The following is an 18,989-nucleotide window of genomic DNA, read 5'->3' as shown; positions in this document are numbered from 1 at the left end:
GTCGCGAACCTCTAGCGTTCGCGACAACAAACAACCCCGGTCGGGTGTTAGCAGCACCCGCCGGGGTCTCGCCCTCAAGATCAGGACCGATCTCGTGGCTTACGAAAACTCTAACGCTGCCCTGCCCGCCCCCGCAGCCCATCCCATGGCCAAGCCCGGCTACGGCAAGCGCTCCGCCCCGGACCAACAACGGCGGAAACCCGCCGACTTCCAGCACCTCTCACCCCGCGAGGCCTATCTCGCGAGCCTCATCGACCAGCTCCCCGAGAACGCGGCGATGGACGCCAAGACCCTCGCCAAGGCGCAACCCCTCTACGGCCAGCAGGCCGTGCGCTCGGCGCTCAACGAGCTCGGGCGCGCGGGGCATCTGCGGCGCGTACGGCGTCGTATCCCTCCCGCCCAGGGCGAGACCGGCACGCGGTGGGTGTTCCACACGTTCTGGTCACGTACCGCACGTGACGACGAATGGTGGGCCGGGACGCTCGAAGGTGACGTGACGCCGCCCGAGGCCGGGACAAAGGCAGTCGTGGCCGACGTACCGCCACCGTCCGAGGCCTACGACACCCTCGCCCGCCTCGGTCTCCGCGACCCGCGCCTCGCCCTGTCCGCCGCCGACTGCACCGCGCTCGAAGAGCTGGCCGGTGAATGGCTGGCCCGGGGCACGTCGCCGGACCAGTTGTCTCAGGTGCTGGTCGCCGGGCTCCCGGACCAGGTGCACTCGCCACGCGCCTTCGTGCGGCGTCGGCTGGTCGACCGGATGCCGCCGGAGCGTCCTGCCGCTCCGGCTGTGCGAGTAGCCCGGCTCCTGGTGGAGTGCATCGACTGTGGGGTGCCGGGGCGGGCCGAGGCGTTGCCGGGGGGTCTCTGCCGGGCCTGTGCAGGGCGGGACGGGGGCGCGGAACCGGTTCCGACGGGAAGACAAGTCCGGGATGCCCAGGCATGGGTCGAGGAAATTCGGGCCGGTCTGATCAGAGCGTGAGGGAGCGGCGTTCGCGTCTGGACAATCGCGTCGTCCAGGCCCAACCCAAAGCCGCCGCGGCTACCGTGTCCACGGCCAGTAGCAAGGTCGTCAGAGTGTCCATGGGCATGTAGTAGCCGAGAGCAGCGACTGCGAGCCCGACAGCGAACAAAGCGATGGCGGTCAGCGTGGCTGCCAGGCGCCTCCTCCTGGCATCAGCCCGTGAAGCCGCCAAGAAGTCCTTCTCCAGTTCCCCGAGCATCAGTCTGCCTGTGATGGAGTCCTCAACGGCTGCCTGACTCCGCTCGCTGAGAAGTCCTTCGGGTGTTTGCCCGGACGCCAGCCAGTCCGCGGCGGCCTCGGACAGCATCTGGCGTAGCCGGAGTGCTGAACCCGCCTCCAGCATCCATGCGTGGAATCTCGGCCAGCTGTCGACGAGAGCCTGGTGGGCGAGCTGTACCTGAGGTTGACCAGTCCTGGTGGGGTACCCGGTGACCAACAACCGCCGTTGCAGCAGTTGTTCGCACAGATCGGTGGCTCCCGTCGCTGCGATGGTCTCGGTGGGCACCGCTCGCCGCAGCGGCTCGCCGTCGGATCCGATGGTGACCAGGTGCAAGAGGAGTTCGCGGGCCCTGTGCGCGTCGTCGTCCGACAGCGAGTAGAACCATCCTTCCGCGGCAATGGCCAGACTTCCCTGTACGCCGCCCATGTCCAGGTATCCGTCATGGGTGAGGTAGCCCTCGCTCCGGCGCGTCCACATGTTGTGGAGAGCGGACTGCAGGAGTGGCAGGGCCCCGGGTTCGCCGCCCACGTCGGCGAGCAGGCGGTCGCTGAGGCCCGGTTCCAGCTGAAGCCCCACGTATCGCGCCGGCATCTCCACGGCCTGCCGGAGTTCCTCGGGGCTCATGGGGGTGACGTGCACCCGGTGCTTTATGAAGGAGACCGCGTGATCCTGAGCCTGGGTCAGGAAGTCGGCGCGCAGGACGGTCAGCGGGAGGAACGCCGAATCCGGCGCGCGCATGAGCGTCCGCAACAAGTCGAGGGGGTGACTGCGGCCGACTGGCTCACGAGTGAGGAGTTCTTCGAACTGGTCCAGAACGACGACCACCTTGCGGGAGTTCTCGGGCAGGTCGGCCAGCGAACGCAGCACTGCCTCCAACTCCGTCGCACGGCCGTCCCCGTGGACCCGGACGATCGGCCAGAGTTCGCTGCCCGGCAGCGCTCCCGCGCGAAGAGCCGGGAGCACACCGGCGTTCACGAGGCTCGTCTTGCCGCTTCCCGACCCACCGATGACCGCGCACGTCCCGTGGCGCGCCAAGGTGTTCAGGACCTCGGCCGCCAGTTCGTCACGCCCGAAGAACACCGGCGCGTCGGACTCCGAGAAGGGCATGAGCCCGGGATACGGCGCCGGATCGGCATTCTCCGTGAAGGTGTTCCTCGTCTTCGACTGTCTGAGGCCCGCCTGCACGGTCTCCAGCAGCCGGTCCGCGTCCAGCCCGTCGCTGAAGTCGAGGCATGTGTAGTCCCGCAGTTCCTGCGGCATCCGGATGATGCCCGGCAGCAGGACGGGCAGCACACGTGCCTCAACGGCGGCCAGGGCATCCAGTTCGGCCAGCTGCCCAAGACTCAGTTTCCCCGGCGGGCTGACCAGGACCAGATTGACCTTGGCCGGTCGGATGCCCATGTGCCACCGCTGGCCGGCCACGGGTTCGGCGACCCTGAGGTTTCCTCGCAGGGTGAGCAGCTCCCGGATCTGATCTGCTGCCCCTCGGCCCGTGCGGCTGTGCGACACCGAGACATCCGGCGTCGCGAATCGCGTCGTAGGGTCATATCGGGTCTCGACCGGCTCTCTGCCGACAGCGCCCGGCGTCGGCCGCAACGCCGCGATCGGGTTCCGGTCAGGGGCCAGCAGAGCGATCGCGTTGCGCAGGTTGTCGTACGCCCGTACCAGCGCTCTGCGGTCATCCGTCCGCCCCGGATCCGTGATGACCTGCTCGTCGAAAGCGTAGGCGGGCACATACGGCACCTGGAGTTCCCAGAAGGTGAGGCCCGCCTCGTCCAGCGCAGAGGGAGTGAATCGGCCGAACGTCCGTGCGAAACGCTCGGTGAAGTCCGCCAGGAGGCCAGGGTCCTGTTGGTCCACCCGGGACGGGACCACCAGAACCTCCAGTGGACGGTCGCCGCGCACTGCCTTCACCTGCGGGGACAGGAAGTGCCGGACCATCCATGCCGTGCCCTCCATGTTCTGGAGGTTGGGTGCGCACAGGGCGACGACGGCATCGGCCAGTTGGTAGGCACAGACCCCGCCGAGCTCCGTCACTCCTGTTCGGCTGTCGACCAGGACGACGTCGTATTGATCGGCACACGTCCTGCGGAACCACTCGAAGAACAGCTCGCCCGACCAGACGTAGTAAAAGTCCTGCCAGTCGAAGCGACGCAGTTCGCTGCCGTAGCGTGTGATCTGCTCGTCGGTCTGGCGCAGGCCCGCCGCGAGCAGGTCGAGACGGCCGCCGTCCGAGCGGCGGGGGTAGACGCTGCAGATGTAGCGGTCCAGGTCGCGGTAGGCGTCCTCCTCGCCCTCCTCGGCGGACGAAGCGGCCACGGACATCGCGTACTTGAACGCCAGGAGCAGGTCCAGTAGGCCTTCCCGGCCGCGTACCCGCTCGTGTTCGATCGGGAAGAAGTGTTCCAGGCCCGGTGCCTCCAGGTCGAAGTCGACCATCAGGACGCGCATCCCGCTTCTAGCCAACTGGTCGGCGATGTTGGCCAGGGCCATGGAGCGGCCGACGCCCCCCTTGTAGGAGTAGAACGTGACGATCACGTCGCTCAGCCTTCCGTGACGAGCCGGGCCATGGCGCCGGTGGGGCGGGTGCCGAGTTCCGCTTCCAGGAGCCGGGCCTTGTCGGCGCTCGGCCGGGCGTTGCGGTAGGCGTCCAGGGTCTGGGGGAGGCTGGCGCGGAGCCAGCGGTCGAGGTGGCGTCTGCTGGCCACGTTCATCTCGCAGAGGGGGTCGAGCGCGTCGTCGAAGCGGTAGTGGGGGTGGTGGAGGCGTTCGGCCAGAACCTGTCGGATCAGCTCGTGCGGAGTGCCCGTGGCCGGGTCACCGGGGGAGAGGGTGATCAACGAGATCTGGGGGCCTTCGTAGAGCGGGGAAGCCCGGAACGCGTCGTGCAAGTCCGGTTGGAGCAAGGAGAGTTCGTCGGCCACCACCAGGCAGCCATTGCGGGAGACGTCCTGGAAGACGAGGGAGTGGGCGAGGTCGTAGGAGAGCAAGTCGTCGAAGAGATACGGCTGGAGTCGGATCTGCCGGCCGCGCAATCGCAGATCGGGGTCGCTGAGGCCGGACACCGCGCTCTCCAGGACCTGGGCGATGAGCAGGCCCTCGGCGCCGAACGGTTTCCAGTTCGTTCGTGTCGTGCCGTACCGGGAGCGGATCGACTCCGGGGGCAGACCGAATCCTTCGATGATCTCCCGCACCTGCCCGGACGCCGTACCGAGCAGGCCGTCCGCTTCTGTGTCGGTCATGGCCACCACCACGACCGGCAGGCCTATCTCGTGGTCGGGGCGCTGGAGTCCGACGGTTTGCAGGAGCGCCGCGTGCAGGCGGTTCGGCAGCGTCAGGGTCGCGGACTCGGCGAGTGTCTCGGTGATGCCCCACTGGAGGGCTTCGGCGGCAAGCGCGTCGGGGTCCGAGCCCGGTGCGACGATGCCGAGCAGGGGATGTCCGGTGCGGGCGCGGGCCAGGTTCAGGACGCGATGGGTGCGGTCGGGGTTCTCGGCGAGCACGGTCATCAGCGGCGGGGACAGCAGGAGGCCGACCGTGCGGGCCGCGGTCACGGCACGGTCCAGGGTGAGCATCTCCTGGGGGGTGGTGGTGAGGAGGTCCGTGGAGGACGTGGTGACGTTCCACATCGCCCCCACCGCCGTGGCCAACTGGTCCGCCGCCTCACGGTCCTTGAGCGCGTGCAGCAGATGGACGTCGTGGACCAGCTTCCGGGGATGCGGTGGCTCCGCCACGGGTCTGGGCGGGGCGAGGGCGCCCGGCGGCAGTTGGAGGTCGGCCGCCACCGCCGACACCACGTCCGCGGCGAGGTCGCCGGGGTTGGTGAACCAGCCGACGCCGTGGACCTTCTTCAGCTCGTCACGCAGGCGTTTGATGCCGGTGGCCGACGACGTGCCGGGGGCGGTCAGCGCGTCGACGTGCCCCATGGGCCACGAGGCGTCGTCGTCGACCAGGAAGATCAGCCGCTTGCGGCCCGACTCGCCGGCCTTGCGGTACTCCAGCTCGGTGATCGACTGCCCGTCCGGGTTCTGCGGACCGACCTCGGGGACGTACCCGTAGCGAAAGGCGAAGAGGCCGACGTAGACATCGCAACTCGCCACGTCGGCAAGACACTTCTCCAACGGCCGTTCGTCGAAGGCCGCGTAGTCCTCCATGGCGACGACGTCCAGTGGCAGCTTGCGCAGCCTGGCCAGTACCGCTGCACGGTACTTCTCCAGGTCGGACACTGTGGACGACAGATAGACCTTCACCCTGCGTACCTCGCTCCTCACGCGGTGAGGACAAGGTACAGGCGGCGAAGCCGGAGGGAGGTCCGCTTGGTCACACCACCCGCGTCGCCCCCGCGAACGGCATCTCGTCAATGGGCGCGATCCGTACCGGCGCCGTCGGGTTCGGTGCGTGGATCATCTGGCCGTTGCCGATGTAGATGCCGACGTGGGAGATGGCGGAGTAGAAGAAGACGAGGTCGCCCGGCTGGAGTTCGGAGCGGGAGACGCGGCGGCCGGCGTCGATCTGGGCGTAGGTGGTGCGGGGGAGGGAGATGCCGGCGGAGCGGTATGCCGCCTGGGTGAGGCCGGAGCAGTCGAAGGCGTCGGGGCCGGTGGCGCCCCAGACGTAGGGGCTGCCGAGCTTGGTGTAGGCGTAGGAAACGGCTGCGGCCGCGCGGGAGTTGGGGGCCTGGGCGGTGGAGCCCGTGGTGGGGGTGAGGGTGTCCCGGGCGCCGCCCGTGCTTGAGCCCCGCGACGTGTGCTGGGTGTCGGTCGCGCGTTCCTCCGCCGGGAGCTGGGCCAGCAGGCGCCGCGCCGCGTCCAGCTTTCCCGTGATGGTCTTCTTGTGCCGCTTCAGCTCCGCCTGGCGGGACTTGAGGGAGGTCAGTTCGACGTGGGCGGCGCCTCGGAGTTGTTCGATCTCGCGTAGTTGCCTGCGCACGCTCGCCACCGACGCCGCCTGCCGTGTGCCCGCGCGGTCCACGAACTCCGCGCTGTCCAGGTAGTGGTCGGGGTCGGAGGACAGGGCCAGTTGGAGGGACGGGTCAAGCCCGCCCTCCCGGTACTGTGCCGCCGCCATCGAACCCAGCGCGTCCCGGGCCGAGTTGAGCTTGTCCGTCTTGCGGGCCGCCTCGTCGCGCAGCGTCTTCAGGCGCTCCTCGGCCGCGTCCGCCTTCTCCTTCGCGCCGTTGTACTTCTCGGTGGCGACCTCCGCCTCCTGGTACAACTTGTCCACCTTCGCCTTGACCTGAGCTGGCGTCAGGTTCGGGTCGGCGTGCCCGATCCCGTCGAAACCCGTCGCGGTCGCCGCGCCCGCGAGGGCGATCGTCGCCGCCGTACGGGCCGTGTTGCCGCCGACCGAGCGCTGTCTGGGCTTGCGGTGCGCTGCCACGTGGACTTGCACGTCCTTTCGTACGACCGCCTCGACCGGAGGAGCCGGTGGTGGCCGCCCCGGGCCGTCACCGGCCGCGCCGACGCCAGGGGGAGCGTCGTACGGCCGCCCGGGGCGGTTTACGCGTCCGGCGGCGGCCCGCACAGGGGGAGCGGGCCGCCGCCGGACCTTCTCGGCGGTGGTGATCGACTGCCGCCCCTGGCCCGGGCGGCGGTGGGGAGCCGGTCACCTGGTGGAGGACGCTAAACCTGTGTGTGTCGTGGGGGTAACGGGTTGCGCGGAACTGCTCCCAGGCGGCCGCCGGTTGACCGGATACGACCATGAGCCCGTTGCCTCGCCGCCGACTTCGCGCGGGGTGATGACCGAAGTGCGGATTTCCCGATATGGGTGGGTCGCCGAGTGCTATGGCGCATATATGCAAGTCCGCCAGAGGTGGGTGACGGGGCGGTCCAGGGTTACTCAAGGGGGCCTGAAATAGGCTCCGGGCCCATGGACGTACTCATCTCTGTCTTCCTCGTTCTGCACTTCGTCGGCATAGTCGTGCTGCTCGGCGGCTACCTCACCCAGGTGAAGGCGATGAACCAGGGGACCGCCCGATTCAACCCGCTGATGCTCCGTGGCGCGCTGGCCATGCTGGGGACCGGCGTGCTCCTGGTCGCCCTCAACAAGGCGGACGACCAGTCCCTCAACAGCGTCAAGCTCGCCGTGAAACTGGCCGTGCTCGTCGTGATCCTCGGCCTCGTCTATGTGAAGCGGGACGAGGAGCGGGTGGACAAGGCGCTGTTCAGCGCGGTTCCCGCACTCGTCGTGGTGAACATCCTCATCGCCACGCTGTGGAGCTGAGGGCGCCAGGGGCTCAGGGGGTCCGCAGAGCGCCGACGCCGGCGCGAGCCGCCACCACGGCCCCCGCCGCGACCGCCAGCCACACCGCCACGGCGATCCACAGCAGCACCTCGCCGGGCGTCCTCAGCCAGGACACCTCCAGGGCGGCGGCGACGGACAGCGTCGCCACCGCCGTCATCCCCATCGGGAACACGGTCGCCCAGCGGCGCGCGTCGTAGTGCGGGCGCCGCCACCCGATCTCGGCGAGCAGCAGAACGACGTACCAGGACAGGTCGAGGACGAGCAGAGCGAGGGTCACGGCACGCAGGACGCCACGGTCGTCGTCGTTCCACAGATACAGGCGCGCGCTGTCGGCCGCGATCAGCTTCGAGCCCGCCAGCGCCGAGATGGCCATCGCCCCGCCGGCCACCCAGTGGTCCCCGGCGCCCTGCGTGACCTGGCGCAGATCGAAGTGGGCCAGGGCCAGCCCGTAGGCCACCAGACCCAGCCAGAACATCACCAGCGCCGCCCGCGCGAGCCAGGACGTCGGCAGCGCCCCGGCCAGCGTCGCGCCCAGTACGGCCAGCCCCTGCGTGGCGACACAGGCCAGGAACACCGCCCCGGGCATCCGCCGCTTCCAGTGCCCGACCACCAGCACGATCAGTACCGGCCACAGCAGCGTCGACAGCGCCAGCAGCGCCTCGGCGAGGGTCTGCCAGCCGAGCGCGGAGAAGCGGGTGCCGAGCACGGTGGTCGCCGCGACGGCCGTGAGCGCGCCCGGCGTCTCCGCCTCCGTCACCCACCGCGACCGCTGCCACAGCAGTCGTACGACGAAGTCGGCGGCCAGCGCCACCCAGGCCACGCTCGCCAGCGCCAGCGCGACGCGGGACACCCCCTCGTACCCCGTCAGATGGAGACCGATCGACAGGATTCCGGTCGCCATCACCGCGGAGCCCGCGGCGGGCGGCCGCTGCGCCCACCAGGTACGGAGGGGGGAGGTACGGGGTGTATCGGGCATGGGGTGATGCTATGGAGCGGGGTGGGGGTTGAGAGCGGGGCACGCGCGCGTGGGGGAGAAAAACGCGCGGGGTGAGGGCAACTGAGTAGTTGCGCTCATGACAGGGGGAGAGGGGGGTGGGGAGACTGCGGCACATGTCCTACCGACGATCAGTCGCCCTGGCCGCCCTCGCTGTGCTCGCCCTTGCCGCCTGCGGAAGCGAACGAGCCGGGGAGCAGTCCGCGGGCGCGCCGACGCCCACGCCCTCCTACCCGCCCCCGCCCACATGCGCCCAGGCCGCCGAGACGCCCCCGCCCGCGCCCTCCTCGCCCGTGCCGAGCGCGACCACCTCGCGGGGCGAGGGAGCCGGAGACCAGCCCCCCAACTACGCCGACAACCACGCGTACCGCATGCAGGCGTCCCTCAGTGCCGAACGCGAGGCCAGTGGACTGGCCTCGGCCGGGCTCATCCGCAAGGAACTGGAGAAGGTGCGGGCGGCAGGCGGGGCGGGGGCCTACGGGGTCTACGGGGACGAGCGGGTCGAGGCGGCGCTCCAGCGCCTCGGCTGCGGACCGGAACACGGGGTCTTCGTCGGGAACGGGTTCTACGCCGTCTACACCGGCCTCGCGTGCGTGTCCGGGCGGGTGACCGCGGACGAGCTGACCACCGAGGTGCACGGTGTCTACGCCGAGCCCCAGCCCGGGGCGGGGCCCTGCGTAGAGAACCGCGGAGGTCACTGACCTGCGTCAGGCCGGGCGGACCACACTGTGGATCGCCGACTCGCCGTCGTAGTAGATCGACTCCTCGCGGACGTACGCCCCGGGCTTCGGCGCGTGGATCATCATGCCGTTGCCGATGTAGATGCCGACGTGGCTGACATCGTCGTAGAAGAAGACGAGATCGCCGGGCCGGGCGTTGGCGAGGGAGACCGTGGTGCCGAAGTTCACCTGGTCGTAGGTGGTGCGGGGGAGGGAGATGCCGGCGGCGTTCCAGGCGGCCTGGGTGAGGCCGGAGCAGTCGTAGGAGTCGGGGCCGGTGGCGCCCCAGACGTACGGCTTGCCGATCTGGGAGCGGGCGAAGGCGAGCGCCTTGTCGGCCTTGGTGGCGTACGAGGAGTCCGTGGAGGTCTCCGAGGACGAGCCGCTCCCCGTCTCCTCGGCCGCCGCTGCTTCCTGCGCCGCCTTCTGCTCGGCGGCCTTCTGCTGCTCGGCCAGCTCCGCGGCCTTTCGGGCGGCCTCCTCCTGCTTCTTCTTCTCGATCGCCGCGAGCCGCGCCTTCTCCTCGGCGGTCAGCTGCGACAGCAGCTCGCGCGCGTCGGAGAGCTTGCGCTGGACGGTCGCCTTGGCGGTCTTCAGGTCGCTCTGCGACTCGGTGAGCGTCTCCAGGCTCTTGGTGGCCTCCTGGCGCTTCTTCATCGTCGCCGACTGCGCGCTGACGTAGTCGTCGACCGCGCCCTTCTGACGGTCCGTCATGCGACCCATCAGCTGCGTCTGGTCGAAGTAGTCCTGCGGGGTGTCCGCGAGCAGGAAGGTCGCGGTGTCGGGCGCGGAGGCGCCGGTGCGGTACTGGGCCGCGGCGAAGGAGCCGAGCTCCTCGCGAGCCTCGTTGAGCTTCTGGGTGCGCTTGGCGACGTCGTCGAGGAGGGTGTCGACCTGCTCGCGCTGCTGTGCGGTCTTCTCCTTCGCCGAGTTGTACTTCTCGGTCGCCGACTCCGCCTGCCGGTAGAGGTCGTCGACCTTCTTCTCGACTTCCTCCAGGCTCGGCTTGTCATCGGTCGAGGGTGCGGCGGTGGCCGTCTGGGAGAGCAGGGCCACGGAGGTGAGGGCGGCCGTTGCGAGCGCGGGGGTGCGTATGCCTGCTACGCGCGTTCCCGCAGGACGCGGCTTTGCGTGCGACGCCAAGGGAGGCGACTCCTTCCACGTTCCGCCTACCGAGTTAGCTGTCGGGTTCGGGCGGGTGGTTCGGAAGGTGTGCCCTACGGCCGCTCCCGGGAGGGAGTCGGGCCGATTCACCCCAAGGTCGGTGTGGGTCCCCGGCTCCGGCTGCCATGGCGGCGCACCGGACTCGGCGGAGGCCGCGCGGCCCGGCGACGTTCGCCGGTGGGGGTCGTACGGCCTGTCCGGCACGGTAGCCAACTGGTGTGGCCCCTGTGAAGGTTGATGTCCGATAGGCCCGATACATTTTCGTGACCTTGGGTGGCCAGAGGAGGCGATCACTCGATTTCTCACGGAACGTGACGAGGTGGTCCTGGAGGGTGAGAGGGTCCGACTTCTCGGGGCGGCGGCGGGCTGTCAGTGGGGAGCCCTAGACTCGGAGGGCGATGACAGGCCTCTTTGACGACAGCTTCCTGGCGAACCTCCAGGCCCCCCAGGGGCACGAGGAGGAACCCCCGCCGCCGCCCGAGGACGAGCAGGATCACGGGCCGGGATCCGAACCCGTTCCGGACGATCTGTTCGGCGGGAAGTTCGACGTGCCCCCGGACCGGGACGCCTACTACCGCGACGGCGCCCCGCGCCCCGCCCTGGACGCGGCGGCGCTGATCGAGGGGCTCAACGAGAACCAGCGAGCGGCCGTCGTCCACTCCGACACCCCGCTGCTCATCGTGGCCGGCGCCGGCTCCGGCAAGACGCGCGTGCTCACGCACCGCATCGCCTACCTGCTGGCCGAGCGCAGCGTGCACCCGGGCCAGATCCTCGCGATCACCTTCACCAACAAGGCCGCGGGTGAGATGAAGGAGCGCGTCGAGCAGCTCGTCGGCCCGCGCGCCAACGCGATGTGGGTGATGACCTTCCACAGCGCGTGCGTGCGGATCCTGCGGAGGGAGTCGAAGAAGCTCGGCTTCACGTCCTCCTTCTCGATCTACGACGCCGCCGACTCCAAGCGCCTGATGGCCCTCGTCTGCCGTGACCTGGACCTCGACCCCAAGCGCTTCCCGCCCAAGTCCTTCAGCGCCAAGATCAGCAACCTCAAGAACGAGCTGATCGACGAGGAGGACTTCGCAGCCCAGGCCACCGACGGCTTCGAGAAGACCCTCGCCCAGGCCTACGCCATGTACCAGTCGCGGCTGCGCGAGGCCAACGCCCTCGACTTCGACGACCTGATCATGACGACGGTCAACCTGCTGCGCGCCTTCCCGGACGTCGCCGAGCACTACCGCCGCCGTTTCCGGCATGTGCTCGTGGACGAGTATCAGGACACCAACCACGCGCAGTACGCGCTGGTCAGGGAGCTGGTGGGTACTTCCGAGCACCCGGTCGACGTACCCCCCAACGAGTTCGACGTCCCGCCCGCCGAACTCTGCGTCGTCGGTGACGCCGACCAGTCGATCTACGCCTTCCGGGGCGCGACGATCCGCAACATCCTCCAGTTCGAGGAGGACTACCCGAACGCGACGACGATCCTGCTGGAGCAGAACTATCGCTCCACGCAGACCATTTTGAGTGCGGCGAACGCGGTCATCGAGCGCAACGAGTCCCGCCGCCCCAAGAACCTGTGGACCAACGCGGGCGCCGGCGCGCGCATCACCGGCTACGTCGCGGACACCGAGCACGACGAGGCCCAGTTCGTCGCCGAGGAGATAGACCGACTGACGGACGCGGGCGACGCGAAGGCGGGCGATGTCGCGGTCTTCTACCGCACCAACGCCCAGTCCCGAGTCTTCGAGGAGATCTTCATCCGCGTCGGCCTGCCCTACAAGGTCGTCGGCGGTGTCCGCTTCTACGAGCGCAAGGAGGTCCGGGACGTCCTGGCCTACCTCCGGGTCCTCGCCAACCCCGAGGACTCGGTGCCGCTGCGCCGGATCCTCAACGTCCCCAAGCGCGGTATCGGCGAGCGCGCCGAGGCGATGATCGACGCCCTCTCGCAGCGGGAGAAGATCAGCTTCCCGCAGGCCCTCAAGCGCGTCGACGAGGCGTACGGCATGGCCGCGCGGTCGACCAACGCCGTGAAGCGGTTCAACGTGCTGATGGAGGAGCTCCGTACGATCGTCGACTCCGGCGCGGGACCGGCGACGGTCCTGGAGGCGGTGCTCGAACGCACCGGCTATCTCGCCGAGTTGCAGGCCTCCACCGACCCGCAGGACGAGACCCGGATCGAGAACCTTCAGGAACTCGCCGCCGTGGCACTGGAGTTCGAGCAGGAGACGGAGGAGGGTGAGGAGTCCCCCGGGCTCGCCGCCTTCCTGGAGCGCGTCGCGCTCGTCGCCGACTCCGACCAGATCCCCGACGAGGACGAGGACGGCTCGGGCGTCATCACCCTGATGACTCTCCACACCGCCAAGGGACTCGAGTTCCCGGTCGTCTTCCTCACCGGCATGGAGGACGGCGTCTTCCCGCACATGCGCTCCCTCGGCCAGACCAAGGAACTGGAGGAGGAGCGGCGCCTGGCGTACGTCGGGATCACGCGCGCGCGGGAACGGCTCTATCTGACCCGCTCCTCACTGCGCAGCGCATGGGGTCAGCCGTCGTACAACCCGCCCTCACGCTTCCTGTCGGAGATCCCGGAGCAGCACGTGGAGTGGAAGCGCACGGGCGCGACCGCCGCTCCCGCGGGCCCCGTCTCGGGTGTCGCGTCCTCGCTGTCGTCCTCCCGCTCCTCGGCGCGCGGTGCGTCCGGCTTCGCCACGAGTCGTGCGTCTGACAAGCCGGTTGTGTCGCTGGCCGTTGGTGACCGGGTTACGCATGACCAGTTCGGGCTGGGCACGGTCATGGCGGTGAAGGGCACGGGTGCGAACGCGGAGGCGACGGTCGACTTCGGCGAGGCCAAGCCGAAGCGGTTGCTGTTGCGGTATGCGCCGGTGGAGAAGCTGTAGTAGTCCGCTGCGGGGCGGTGGGGGCTGGTCGCGCCCCGCGGCGGAGCCGCTGATCGACACAGCCCCGCGCCCCTGAAAGCCAAAAGCGGGCGTTGCGCCTACGTGGGATCCAGGCCGTGGCTCCTCAGCCACGGCAGCGGGTCGATCGCCGAGCCGCCCGCCGGGCGCACCTCGAAGTGCAGGTGCGGGCCGGTCGAGTTGCCGCTGTTGCCGCTGTACGCGATCGGGTCGCCGGCCTTGACCGTCGTACCGGAGGCGACGCGGTAGCTGGAGAGGTGGCAGTACCACGTCTCCGTGCCGTCCTTCGCGGTCACGATCATCATGTTGCCGTAGGCGCTGTTCCACTGCGTCCGTACGGTGCCGTCGGTCGCGGCCATCACTGTCGTGCCGTACGAGACGGGGAAGTCGATGCCGGTGTGCACGGACATCCAGTTGACGCCGGCCTGACCGTAGTAGGCACTGAGGCCGTGCTGGGCGACCGGGAGGGCGAACTTGGGGCGCAGCCGCTCCTTGCGGGCCGCCTCCTCCGCCGCCTTCTTCTTCTCGGCCACCTGCTGGGCCTTGAGGTCGATGCGTTCCTGCGTCCGGCTGGCCCGATCGGCGAAGTCGTCGGCGCCCGCGGAGAGTGACTCCAGCTGGGTGTCCAGCTTGTTGTTCGCGGCGGACGGCTTGACGGACTTGGTCGTGGCGTCGGACGCGCTCGCCGAGGTGTTCTTGTCGTCGCTCAGGCCGCCCACGGAGGCGGCGGCGATCCCGGTGACCCCCATGACGCACGCGGAGGGCACGGCGATCTTCATCAGCGCGGAGCGCTTGGCGGGCGGGCGGCGGCGGGAACGGCCCGCGTTGCGGGCGGCCATGCGAGAACCCGGGGCGGGGGCGAAGTCTTCCTGGTCGTCGAGGAGCGGGGCGGCCCCGCCATCGGCGTCGGAGAGGGCGGGCAGCTCGCCGGTGGCGCTCAACTCGGCGTCGTGCTCGGCCGGTTCCTCGTACGGGACCTGCTCGAACATCGCCGTCGACCCGTGGTCCACCGGCTCCTCGTGGAGCTGAGCGGCGTCACCGCTGTCGGAGTTCCACTGGGTGGCGTCGTACGCGCCGGTGTCGAAGGCCTGCGTGCCCCATTCCCAGTGCTGGGTCTGGTCGGCCGGGCCTGCCGACTGGTCGGGCTGGACCCAGGCGTTGGCGTCCCACTGACCGCTCGCGTCCACCGCGCCGACCTGCGGCGGGATCGCGGAGAGCTGGTGATGCTCGCCGGTCCAGGCCGTCGTGTCGTACGCGCCCGTGTCGTAGGCGGCGTGGTGCTGGGCCGCGTACTGGTCGTAGTTCAGGGTCTGCTGACTGCCCGTGACCCACTGATGGGCGTCGTACGACCCGGTGTTGTCACCGGGGAGACTGCCGAACAGGGGGTCGGTGTCGAAGTGGGCGGTGGTGGCGTGCGCGCCCGTGTCGTAGTGATGGCTCGCGAGGTCGCCGTACTGGGCCTCCTGCGTGCCGTACGACGCGTAGTGCGCCGACGAGGCATCAGAAGCCGGAGCCGGGGTGGTCATGGTCCCCGACGTGTACGGGTCGTTCACCAACTTCTCTTTCGCCTCGACAACAGGGGCTGCCAGAGCAGTGCGGCGACTGTACCCGGCGGTATGCGGGCACGACAATCTTCCGTAGGTTTCGTGCCCGAAGGAAACGGGCATTCGGCCGTGTTTCGGGGGACTGCGGGCGCGACTTTGGCTTTGTGTTCGAAGGTTGTTCGATGTCGGACGACTGTCCCGGGGCTGTCACGCCACTGTGAGACCCCCGGTGGCGGCATCGGCCGTGGCACCCGGCCTCGTCGTGTCGAGCGCCTGCCGTATCCCCGTCGCGACGGCCGGGTGCACGGGCAGGGCGAGATGCCCGATCCCGCTCACCTGGACGTTCTGCGCCAGCAGATCGGGATGGTCGATACAGGCGGTCTCCAACGGGTCCATCAGATGGTCGAGGTCGCTCCAGAAACTCACGAACTGCGTACGGCAGCCCGGCGCGGGCCGGCTCAGCTCCTCCAGGACCGCCGAGCCGGGGCGCATCTGCCGCACGATCGGATGGGCGTCGGCCAGCGGGACCACCCTGGTCCCGGAGTGCGGGGTGCCGAGCGTGACCAGGGTGCGGACCCGGAGGTCACCGCCGAGGCGCTGCACGTAGTAGCGGGCGATCAGGCCGCCCAGGCTGTGTCCGACGACGTCGACCTGACTGCTGCCGGTGCGCTCGCAGATCTCCTCGATGTGCCGGCCGAGCAGCTCGGCCGCGACACGGATGTCGCAGGTCAGCGGGGAGTAGTTGAGTGACTCGATGGGTCGGTGCCCGTGCTGGGCGAGGCTGCGGCGCAGCAGGACGAAGACCGAGCGGTTGTCGATGAAACCGTGCAACAGGACGACCGGCGGCCTGGCCTCGGTCGGCAGCTGCGCGGTGCCGTCACCGGGCGCGGGGAGCGGCGGGGCCGGTGACCGGCGCTCCTGGGCGATGCCGGAGGGGTAGAGGAGGAGGTGTCCCGCGAGGATCGCCAGCTCCAGGGCGGTGGCCTTCAGCAGCGCCACGGACAGGCCGGCCAGTCTGCCCGGGAGCAGGCGCTGACAGAGCGGAACGAGGGGCTGCACTGCCCGGGTGACCTTCATGGCCGACCTCCTGTCGGCACGCTGGAGGACGCCTCTGTCCCCCGTGTGCCCTCGTGGGATGCCGGGCTCGCGGTGGGCGGCGGGGCCTGCGGACGCCTTGTCGGCCCTGCCTGCCCTTCCTCCCGCCGTCGGCACACCGCACCGCCACGGCGCGCGGCCCGCGGCGCGGTGGTACGGAGACCTCGTTGCGGCTCCCGTTGCGCTTGCTCCCGCTGCGGTACGGGGGCCGCAGGGTGCTGCGGTCCAGGTGCCGCAAAGACTCGGAACGGTGCGCGGCTGACGTGTCCCACCGTGTGATTTCCCCCTCGGTCAGCACCGCGAAACTGCCGGTTGCGGGATGCTGGAGATAACGTTCGTTCACTTCCTCGCACACTGTGGTGTGAGGAAGCCGAAGGCGCTTCATGGAGGCAGTGATGGGTGTGGCAGCCGGTCCGATCCGCGTGGTGGTGGCGAAGCCGGGGCTCGACGGCCACGATCGCGGGGCGAAGGTGATCGCGCGGGCGCTGCGCGACGCCGGTATGGAGGTCATCTACACCGGCCTCCATCAGACGCCGGAGCAGATCGTCGACACCGCGATCCAGGAGGACGCCGACGCGATCGGCCTGTCCATCCTCTCGGGCGCCCACAACACCCTCTTCGCCGCGGTGATCGAGCTGCTCAAGGAGCGCGAGGCCGAGGACATCCTCGTCTTCGGCGGCGGCATCATCCCCGAGGCGGACATCGCACCGCTGAAGGAGAAGGGCGTGGCGGAGATCTTCACGCCCGGCGCGACCACCCAGTCGATCGTGGAGTGGGTCAGGGAGAACGTGCGGGAGTCGGCGGGGGCGTAGGCCGCCGCCGGCGACGACCGGCACGGGGCCGCGGGGGCGCGGCATTGCGGCTGGGAGGCGTCGGCTGGGCAATTCGGCTGAGGCGCGCCGCGGCATGCCGGTTGAGGCGCGTCGGCGGGGTATTTCGGCTGAGGCGCGTCGGCGCGGCATGTCAGTTGGGGCGTGTCGGCTGGGCAATTCGGCTGAGGCGCGCCGCGGCATGCCAGCTGAGCCGCTCCGCGGCATGCCGGTTGAGGCGCGTCGGCGGGGTATTTCGGCTGAGGCGTGTGGGCGCGGCATGTCAGCTGAGGCGCGTCGGCGCGGCCGAACGGCTACGCCGGTCCCAGTTCGTCCAGCATCGCCGCCCGCAACCGCAGCGTCGTGCCCAGCCGCTGGAACGCCTCCGCCCAGTAACCCCCGGCCCCCGGCGACGCGTCCTCCGTCTCGTCCGGCACCGCGAGCAGCCCGTCCAGGCGGCTCGCCTCCGCCGGATCGAGGCATCGCTCGGCCAGCCCCATCACCCCACTGAAGCTCCATGGATAACTCCCCGCGTCCCGAGCGATGTTGAGCGCGTCCACCACAGCCCGCCCCAGTGGCCCGGCCCACGGCACGGCACACCCTCCGAGCAGCTGAAACGCCTCCGACAGACCGTGCGCCGCGATGAAACCGGCCACCCACTCGGCCCGTTCGCCCGGATCCAGCGTCCCGAGCAGCTTGGCGCGCTCGGCCAGCGACACCGCCCCGGGACCACCGGCCTCGGGCGCGGCGGGAGCCCCGAGCAGGGCCCGCGCCCAGCCTGCGTCCCGCTGCCGGACCGCCGCCCGGCACCACGCCGCGTGCAGCTCGGACCGCCAGTCGTCCGTCACCGGCAGCGCCACGATCTCCACGGGTGTCCGCCCGCCGAGCCGCGCCGACCACGTCCCCAACGGGGTCGCCTCCACCAACTGGCCCAACCACCACGACCGTTCACCCCGTCCCGCCGGAGCCTTGAGTACGACACCGTCCCGCTCCATGCTCGAATCGCACTCGTGGGGCGCCTCAACGACGATCCACGGCGCCTCGCGCGTACGGTCCACCGCCACACACGCCGCCGCCCGCACCGCCATCCGCGCGGCGAGCGCCGACCCCGGCAGCGCCGAGAGCAGCTCGGCGGCCGTCGCCCGGACATTACGACTGCGGTCCGACAGCGCCTGCTCCAGGAACGGCTCGTCGTCCGCGCCCAGCCCCGTCCGCAGCGAGTCGAGGAACATCAGCCGGTCCTCCGCTCGTTCCGTCGCCCAGGTCGCCGACAGCAACTCCCGTGCGACGGCGGGCTCGCGGGCCCGTATCGACGCGAGCAGGGCGACCCGCTCGGCGAACAGGCCCTCCTGCCACAGCTGCCGGACCCGCTCCCCGTCCCGCGGATGCGGCAGCGCCGCGTCGCCGCCCGGTGCCGCGCGCAGGGCGAACCGCCAGTCCGGGCTCAGTCGCGCCAGCCACACCGCGCGCGGCCCGGCGAACGCCAGCGCCGACGGCCGCAGGTCCGTACGCCCCCGCGCCGCGTCCAGCAGCGCCGGCAGCATCTCGGGGGGCGCCGCGAACCCCCGGGCGTTGGCCGCCGCGAGCCACTGCGGCAGCAGCTCCATGAGGTCCGGCGCGCTGCCCCTGCGGCCACCGCCGCCGGTGCCGGGACGGTCGGCCAGCAGCAGCGCGAGCCTGCGGGCCGCGGCGGCGGGCAACGCGGGGCGCGGGTCCGCGGGCGCCGGTTCGGGACGCGCCGCCGCCCGCGCGGGCCGCAGCCCGGCACGCCGTCGTACGGTCTCCACCGCCGCCGCGTCCAGCAGTGCGACCGGCGCCTCCCGCCCCGCCGCCCCGACCGCCGACGAGCGCCGGTCGGTCCCCAGGAGCGCCGCGGTGACGAGCTCTTCCCAGACGATGACGGGGGCGGCCGGCGGCCGGGTGGGCGTGGGGGTGGGTGAATTCACCGGCGTGGGCGTCCTGTTCATGCGAGTGCCTTCCGTCGGCGGGCGCGTGCGGTGGCGTGGGCGTTGCCGCCCGTGTACGTGATGTGGACGTTGTCGTCGTCCTCGTGGGCCTGGCTGCCGGCGTAGGTGGCGTGGACGTTGTCGTCGTCGTGCGTGGAACGGACGGTGAACGTGGCGCGGCCGGTGGTGTACGTGTGCGCTCCCAGGTCGGTCGGGTACGGCGATGAGGTCACGGTCGGGTAGGTCGGCGAGGTCACGTCGGTCGGATATGTCGATGAGGGCGCGTCGGTCGGATGCGCCGGTGAGGGCGCGTCGGTCGGAGCCGGCG

At 70.4% G+C, this 18,989-nt stretch carries 14 protein-coding genes and 1 riboswitch; of the genes, 5 read left to right on the top strand and 9 right to left on the bottom strand.

Annotated elements, in window-relative coordinates; translation table 11 throughout:
• Positions 1-94 precede the first annotated feature (94 nt).
• Complete coding sequence (locus ACIHIX_RS03580; protein WP_399949266.1) at positions 95-979, top strand: hypothetical protein; 885 nt, start codon at positions 95-97, stop codon at positions 977-979.
• Here the strand turns inward: ACIHIX_RS03580 and ACIHIX_RS03575 are convergent.
• Genes ACIHIX_RS03575 through ACIHIX_RS03565 form a run of 3 tightly spaced genes read right to left on the bottom strand, consistent with a single transcriptional unit; the run spans position 969 to position 6,620 of the window.
• On the bottom strand, positions 969-3,779 hold the full coding sequence (locus ACIHIX_RS03575) for a KGGVGR-motif variant AAA ATPase (RefSeq protein ID WP_399949264.1): 2,811 nt from the start codon (positions 3,777-3,779) through the stop codon (positions 969-971). The genes ACIHIX_RS03580 and ACIHIX_RS03575 overlap by 11 nt on opposite strands.
• A 5-nt stretch (positions 3,780-3,784) precedes the next feature.
• Positions 3,785-5,512 carry a DUF4062 domain-containing protein gene (locus tag ACIHIX_RS03570; RefSeq protein ID WP_399949262.1) on the bottom strand — a complete coding sequence of 576 codons (1,728 nt, stop codon included), beginning with the start codon at positions 5,510-5,512 and terminating at the stop codon, positions 3,785-3,787.
• 49 nt (positions 5,513-5,561) lie between these two features.
• Entirely contained in the window at positions 5,562-6,620 is a 1,059-nt protein-coding gene (locus ACIHIX_RS03565; RefSeq protein ID WP_399949260.1) for an NlpC/P60 family protein, read from the bottom strand.
• 489 nt (positions 6,621-7,109) lie between these two features.
• Here ACIHIX_RS03565 and ACIHIX_RS03560 point away from each other — a divergent pair, with 489 nt between their 5' ends.
• Entirely contained in the window at positions 7,110-7,463 is a 354-nt protein-coding gene (locus tag ACIHIX_RS03560; protein WP_399949258.1) for a hypothetical protein, read from the top strand.
• A 13-nt stretch (positions 7,464-7,476) separates the two neighbouring features.
• Here the strand turns inward: ACIHIX_RS03560 and ACIHIX_RS03555 are convergent, their stop codons facing one another.
• Positions 7,477-8,460 carry a tellurite resistance/C4-dicarboxylate transporter family protein gene (locus tag ACIHIX_RS03555; RefSeq protein WP_399949256.1) on the bottom strand — a complete coding sequence of 328 codons (984 nt, stop codon included), beginning with the start codon at positions 8,458-8,460 and terminating at the stop codon, positions 7,477-7,479.
• A 134-nt stretch (positions 8,461-8,594) separates the two neighbouring features.
• Here ACIHIX_RS03555 and ACIHIX_RS03550 point away from each other — a divergent pair, with 134 nt between their 5' ends.
• The gene (locus ACIHIX_RS03550; protein WP_399949254.1) at positions 8,595-9,179 is read left to right on the top strand and encodes a hypothetical protein; all 585 of its coding nucleotides are present in this window, start codon (positions 8,595-8,597) and stop codon (positions 9,177-9,179) included.
• A 6-nt stretch (positions 9,180-9,185) separates the two neighbouring features.
• Here ACIHIX_RS03550 and ACIHIX_RS03545 read toward each other — a convergent pair whose 3' ends face one another.
• Positions 9,186-10,340, bottom strand: coding sequence for an NlpC/P60 family protein (locus ACIHIX_RS03545; protein ID WP_399949252.1), 1,155 nt, complete (start codon positions 10,338-10,340; stop codon positions 9,186-9,188).
• Between the two features lie 7 nt (positions 10,341-10,347).
• Positions 10,348-10,519: riboswitch (cyclic di-AMP (ydaO/yuaA leader) on the bottom strand.
• A 240-nt stretch (positions 10,520-10,759) separates the two neighbouring features.
• Here ACIHIX_RS03545 and pcrA point away from each other — a divergent pair.
• A complete protein-coding gene (gene pcrA, locus ACIHIX_RS03540) occupies positions 10,760-13,249 on the top strand; it encodes a DNA helicase PcrA (RefSeq protein WP_399949250.1) in 2,490 nt (829 codons plus the stop codon).
• Positions 13,250-13,347: 98 nt separating this feature from the next.
• On the opposite strand, the gene ACIHIX_RS03535 is transcribed toward pcrA, so the two are convergent.
• Both ACIHIX_RS03535 and ACIHIX_RS03530 read right to left on the bottom strand, forming a co-directional pair.
• The gene (locus ACIHIX_RS03535) at positions 13,348-14,793 is read right to left on the bottom strand and encodes a M23 family metallopeptidase (RefSeq protein ID WP_399950058.1); all 1,446 of its coding nucleotides are present in this window, start codon (positions 14,791-14,793) and stop codon (positions 13,348-13,350) included.
• Positions 14,794-15,018: 225 nt separating this feature from the next.
• A complete protein-coding gene (locus tag ACIHIX_RS03530; RefSeq protein ID WP_399949248.1) occupies positions 15,019-15,888 on the bottom strand; it encodes an esterase/lipase family protein in 870 nt (289 codons plus the stop codon).
• 413 nt (positions 15,889-16,301) lie between these two features.
• Here ACIHIX_RS03530 and ACIHIX_RS03525 point away from each other — a divergent pair, with 413 nt between their 5' ends.
• Positions 16,302-16,718: a cobalamin B12-binding domain-containing protein gene (locus ACIHIX_RS03525; protein WP_399949246.1), complete on the top strand. Its 417-nt coding sequence runs from the start codon at positions 16,302-16,304 to the stop codon at positions 16,716-16,718.
• Between the two features lie 311 nt (positions 16,719-17,029).
• On the opposite strand, the gene ACIHIX_RS03520 is transcribed toward ACIHIX_RS03525, so the two are convergent.
• Positions 17,030-18,682 (bottom strand): DUF5691 domain-containing protein, encoded by a 1,653-nt coding sequence (locus ACIHIX_RS03520; protein WP_399949244.1) that lies wholly within the window; start codon positions 18,680-18,682, stop codon positions 17,030-17,032.
• Positions 18,679-18,918, bottom strand: coding sequence for a hypothetical protein (locus tag ACIHIX_RS03515; RefSeq protein ID WP_399949242.1), 240 nt, complete (start codon positions 18,916-18,918; stop codon positions 18,679-18,681). Before ACIHIX_RS03515 ends, ACIHIX_RS03520 begins: the two co-directional genes overlap by 4 nt.
• Between the last annotated feature and the right edge of the window lie 71 nt (positions 18,919-18,989).

This window comes from Streptomyces sp. NPDC051913 (assembly GCF_044593635.1).
Taxonomy (GTDB): domain Bacteria; phylum Actinomycetota; class Actinomycetes; order Streptomycetales; family Streptomycetaceae; genus Streptomyces.
Note: the sequence above shows the minus strand (reverse complement) of the source record. Positions and strands in the feature narration are given on the sequence as shown.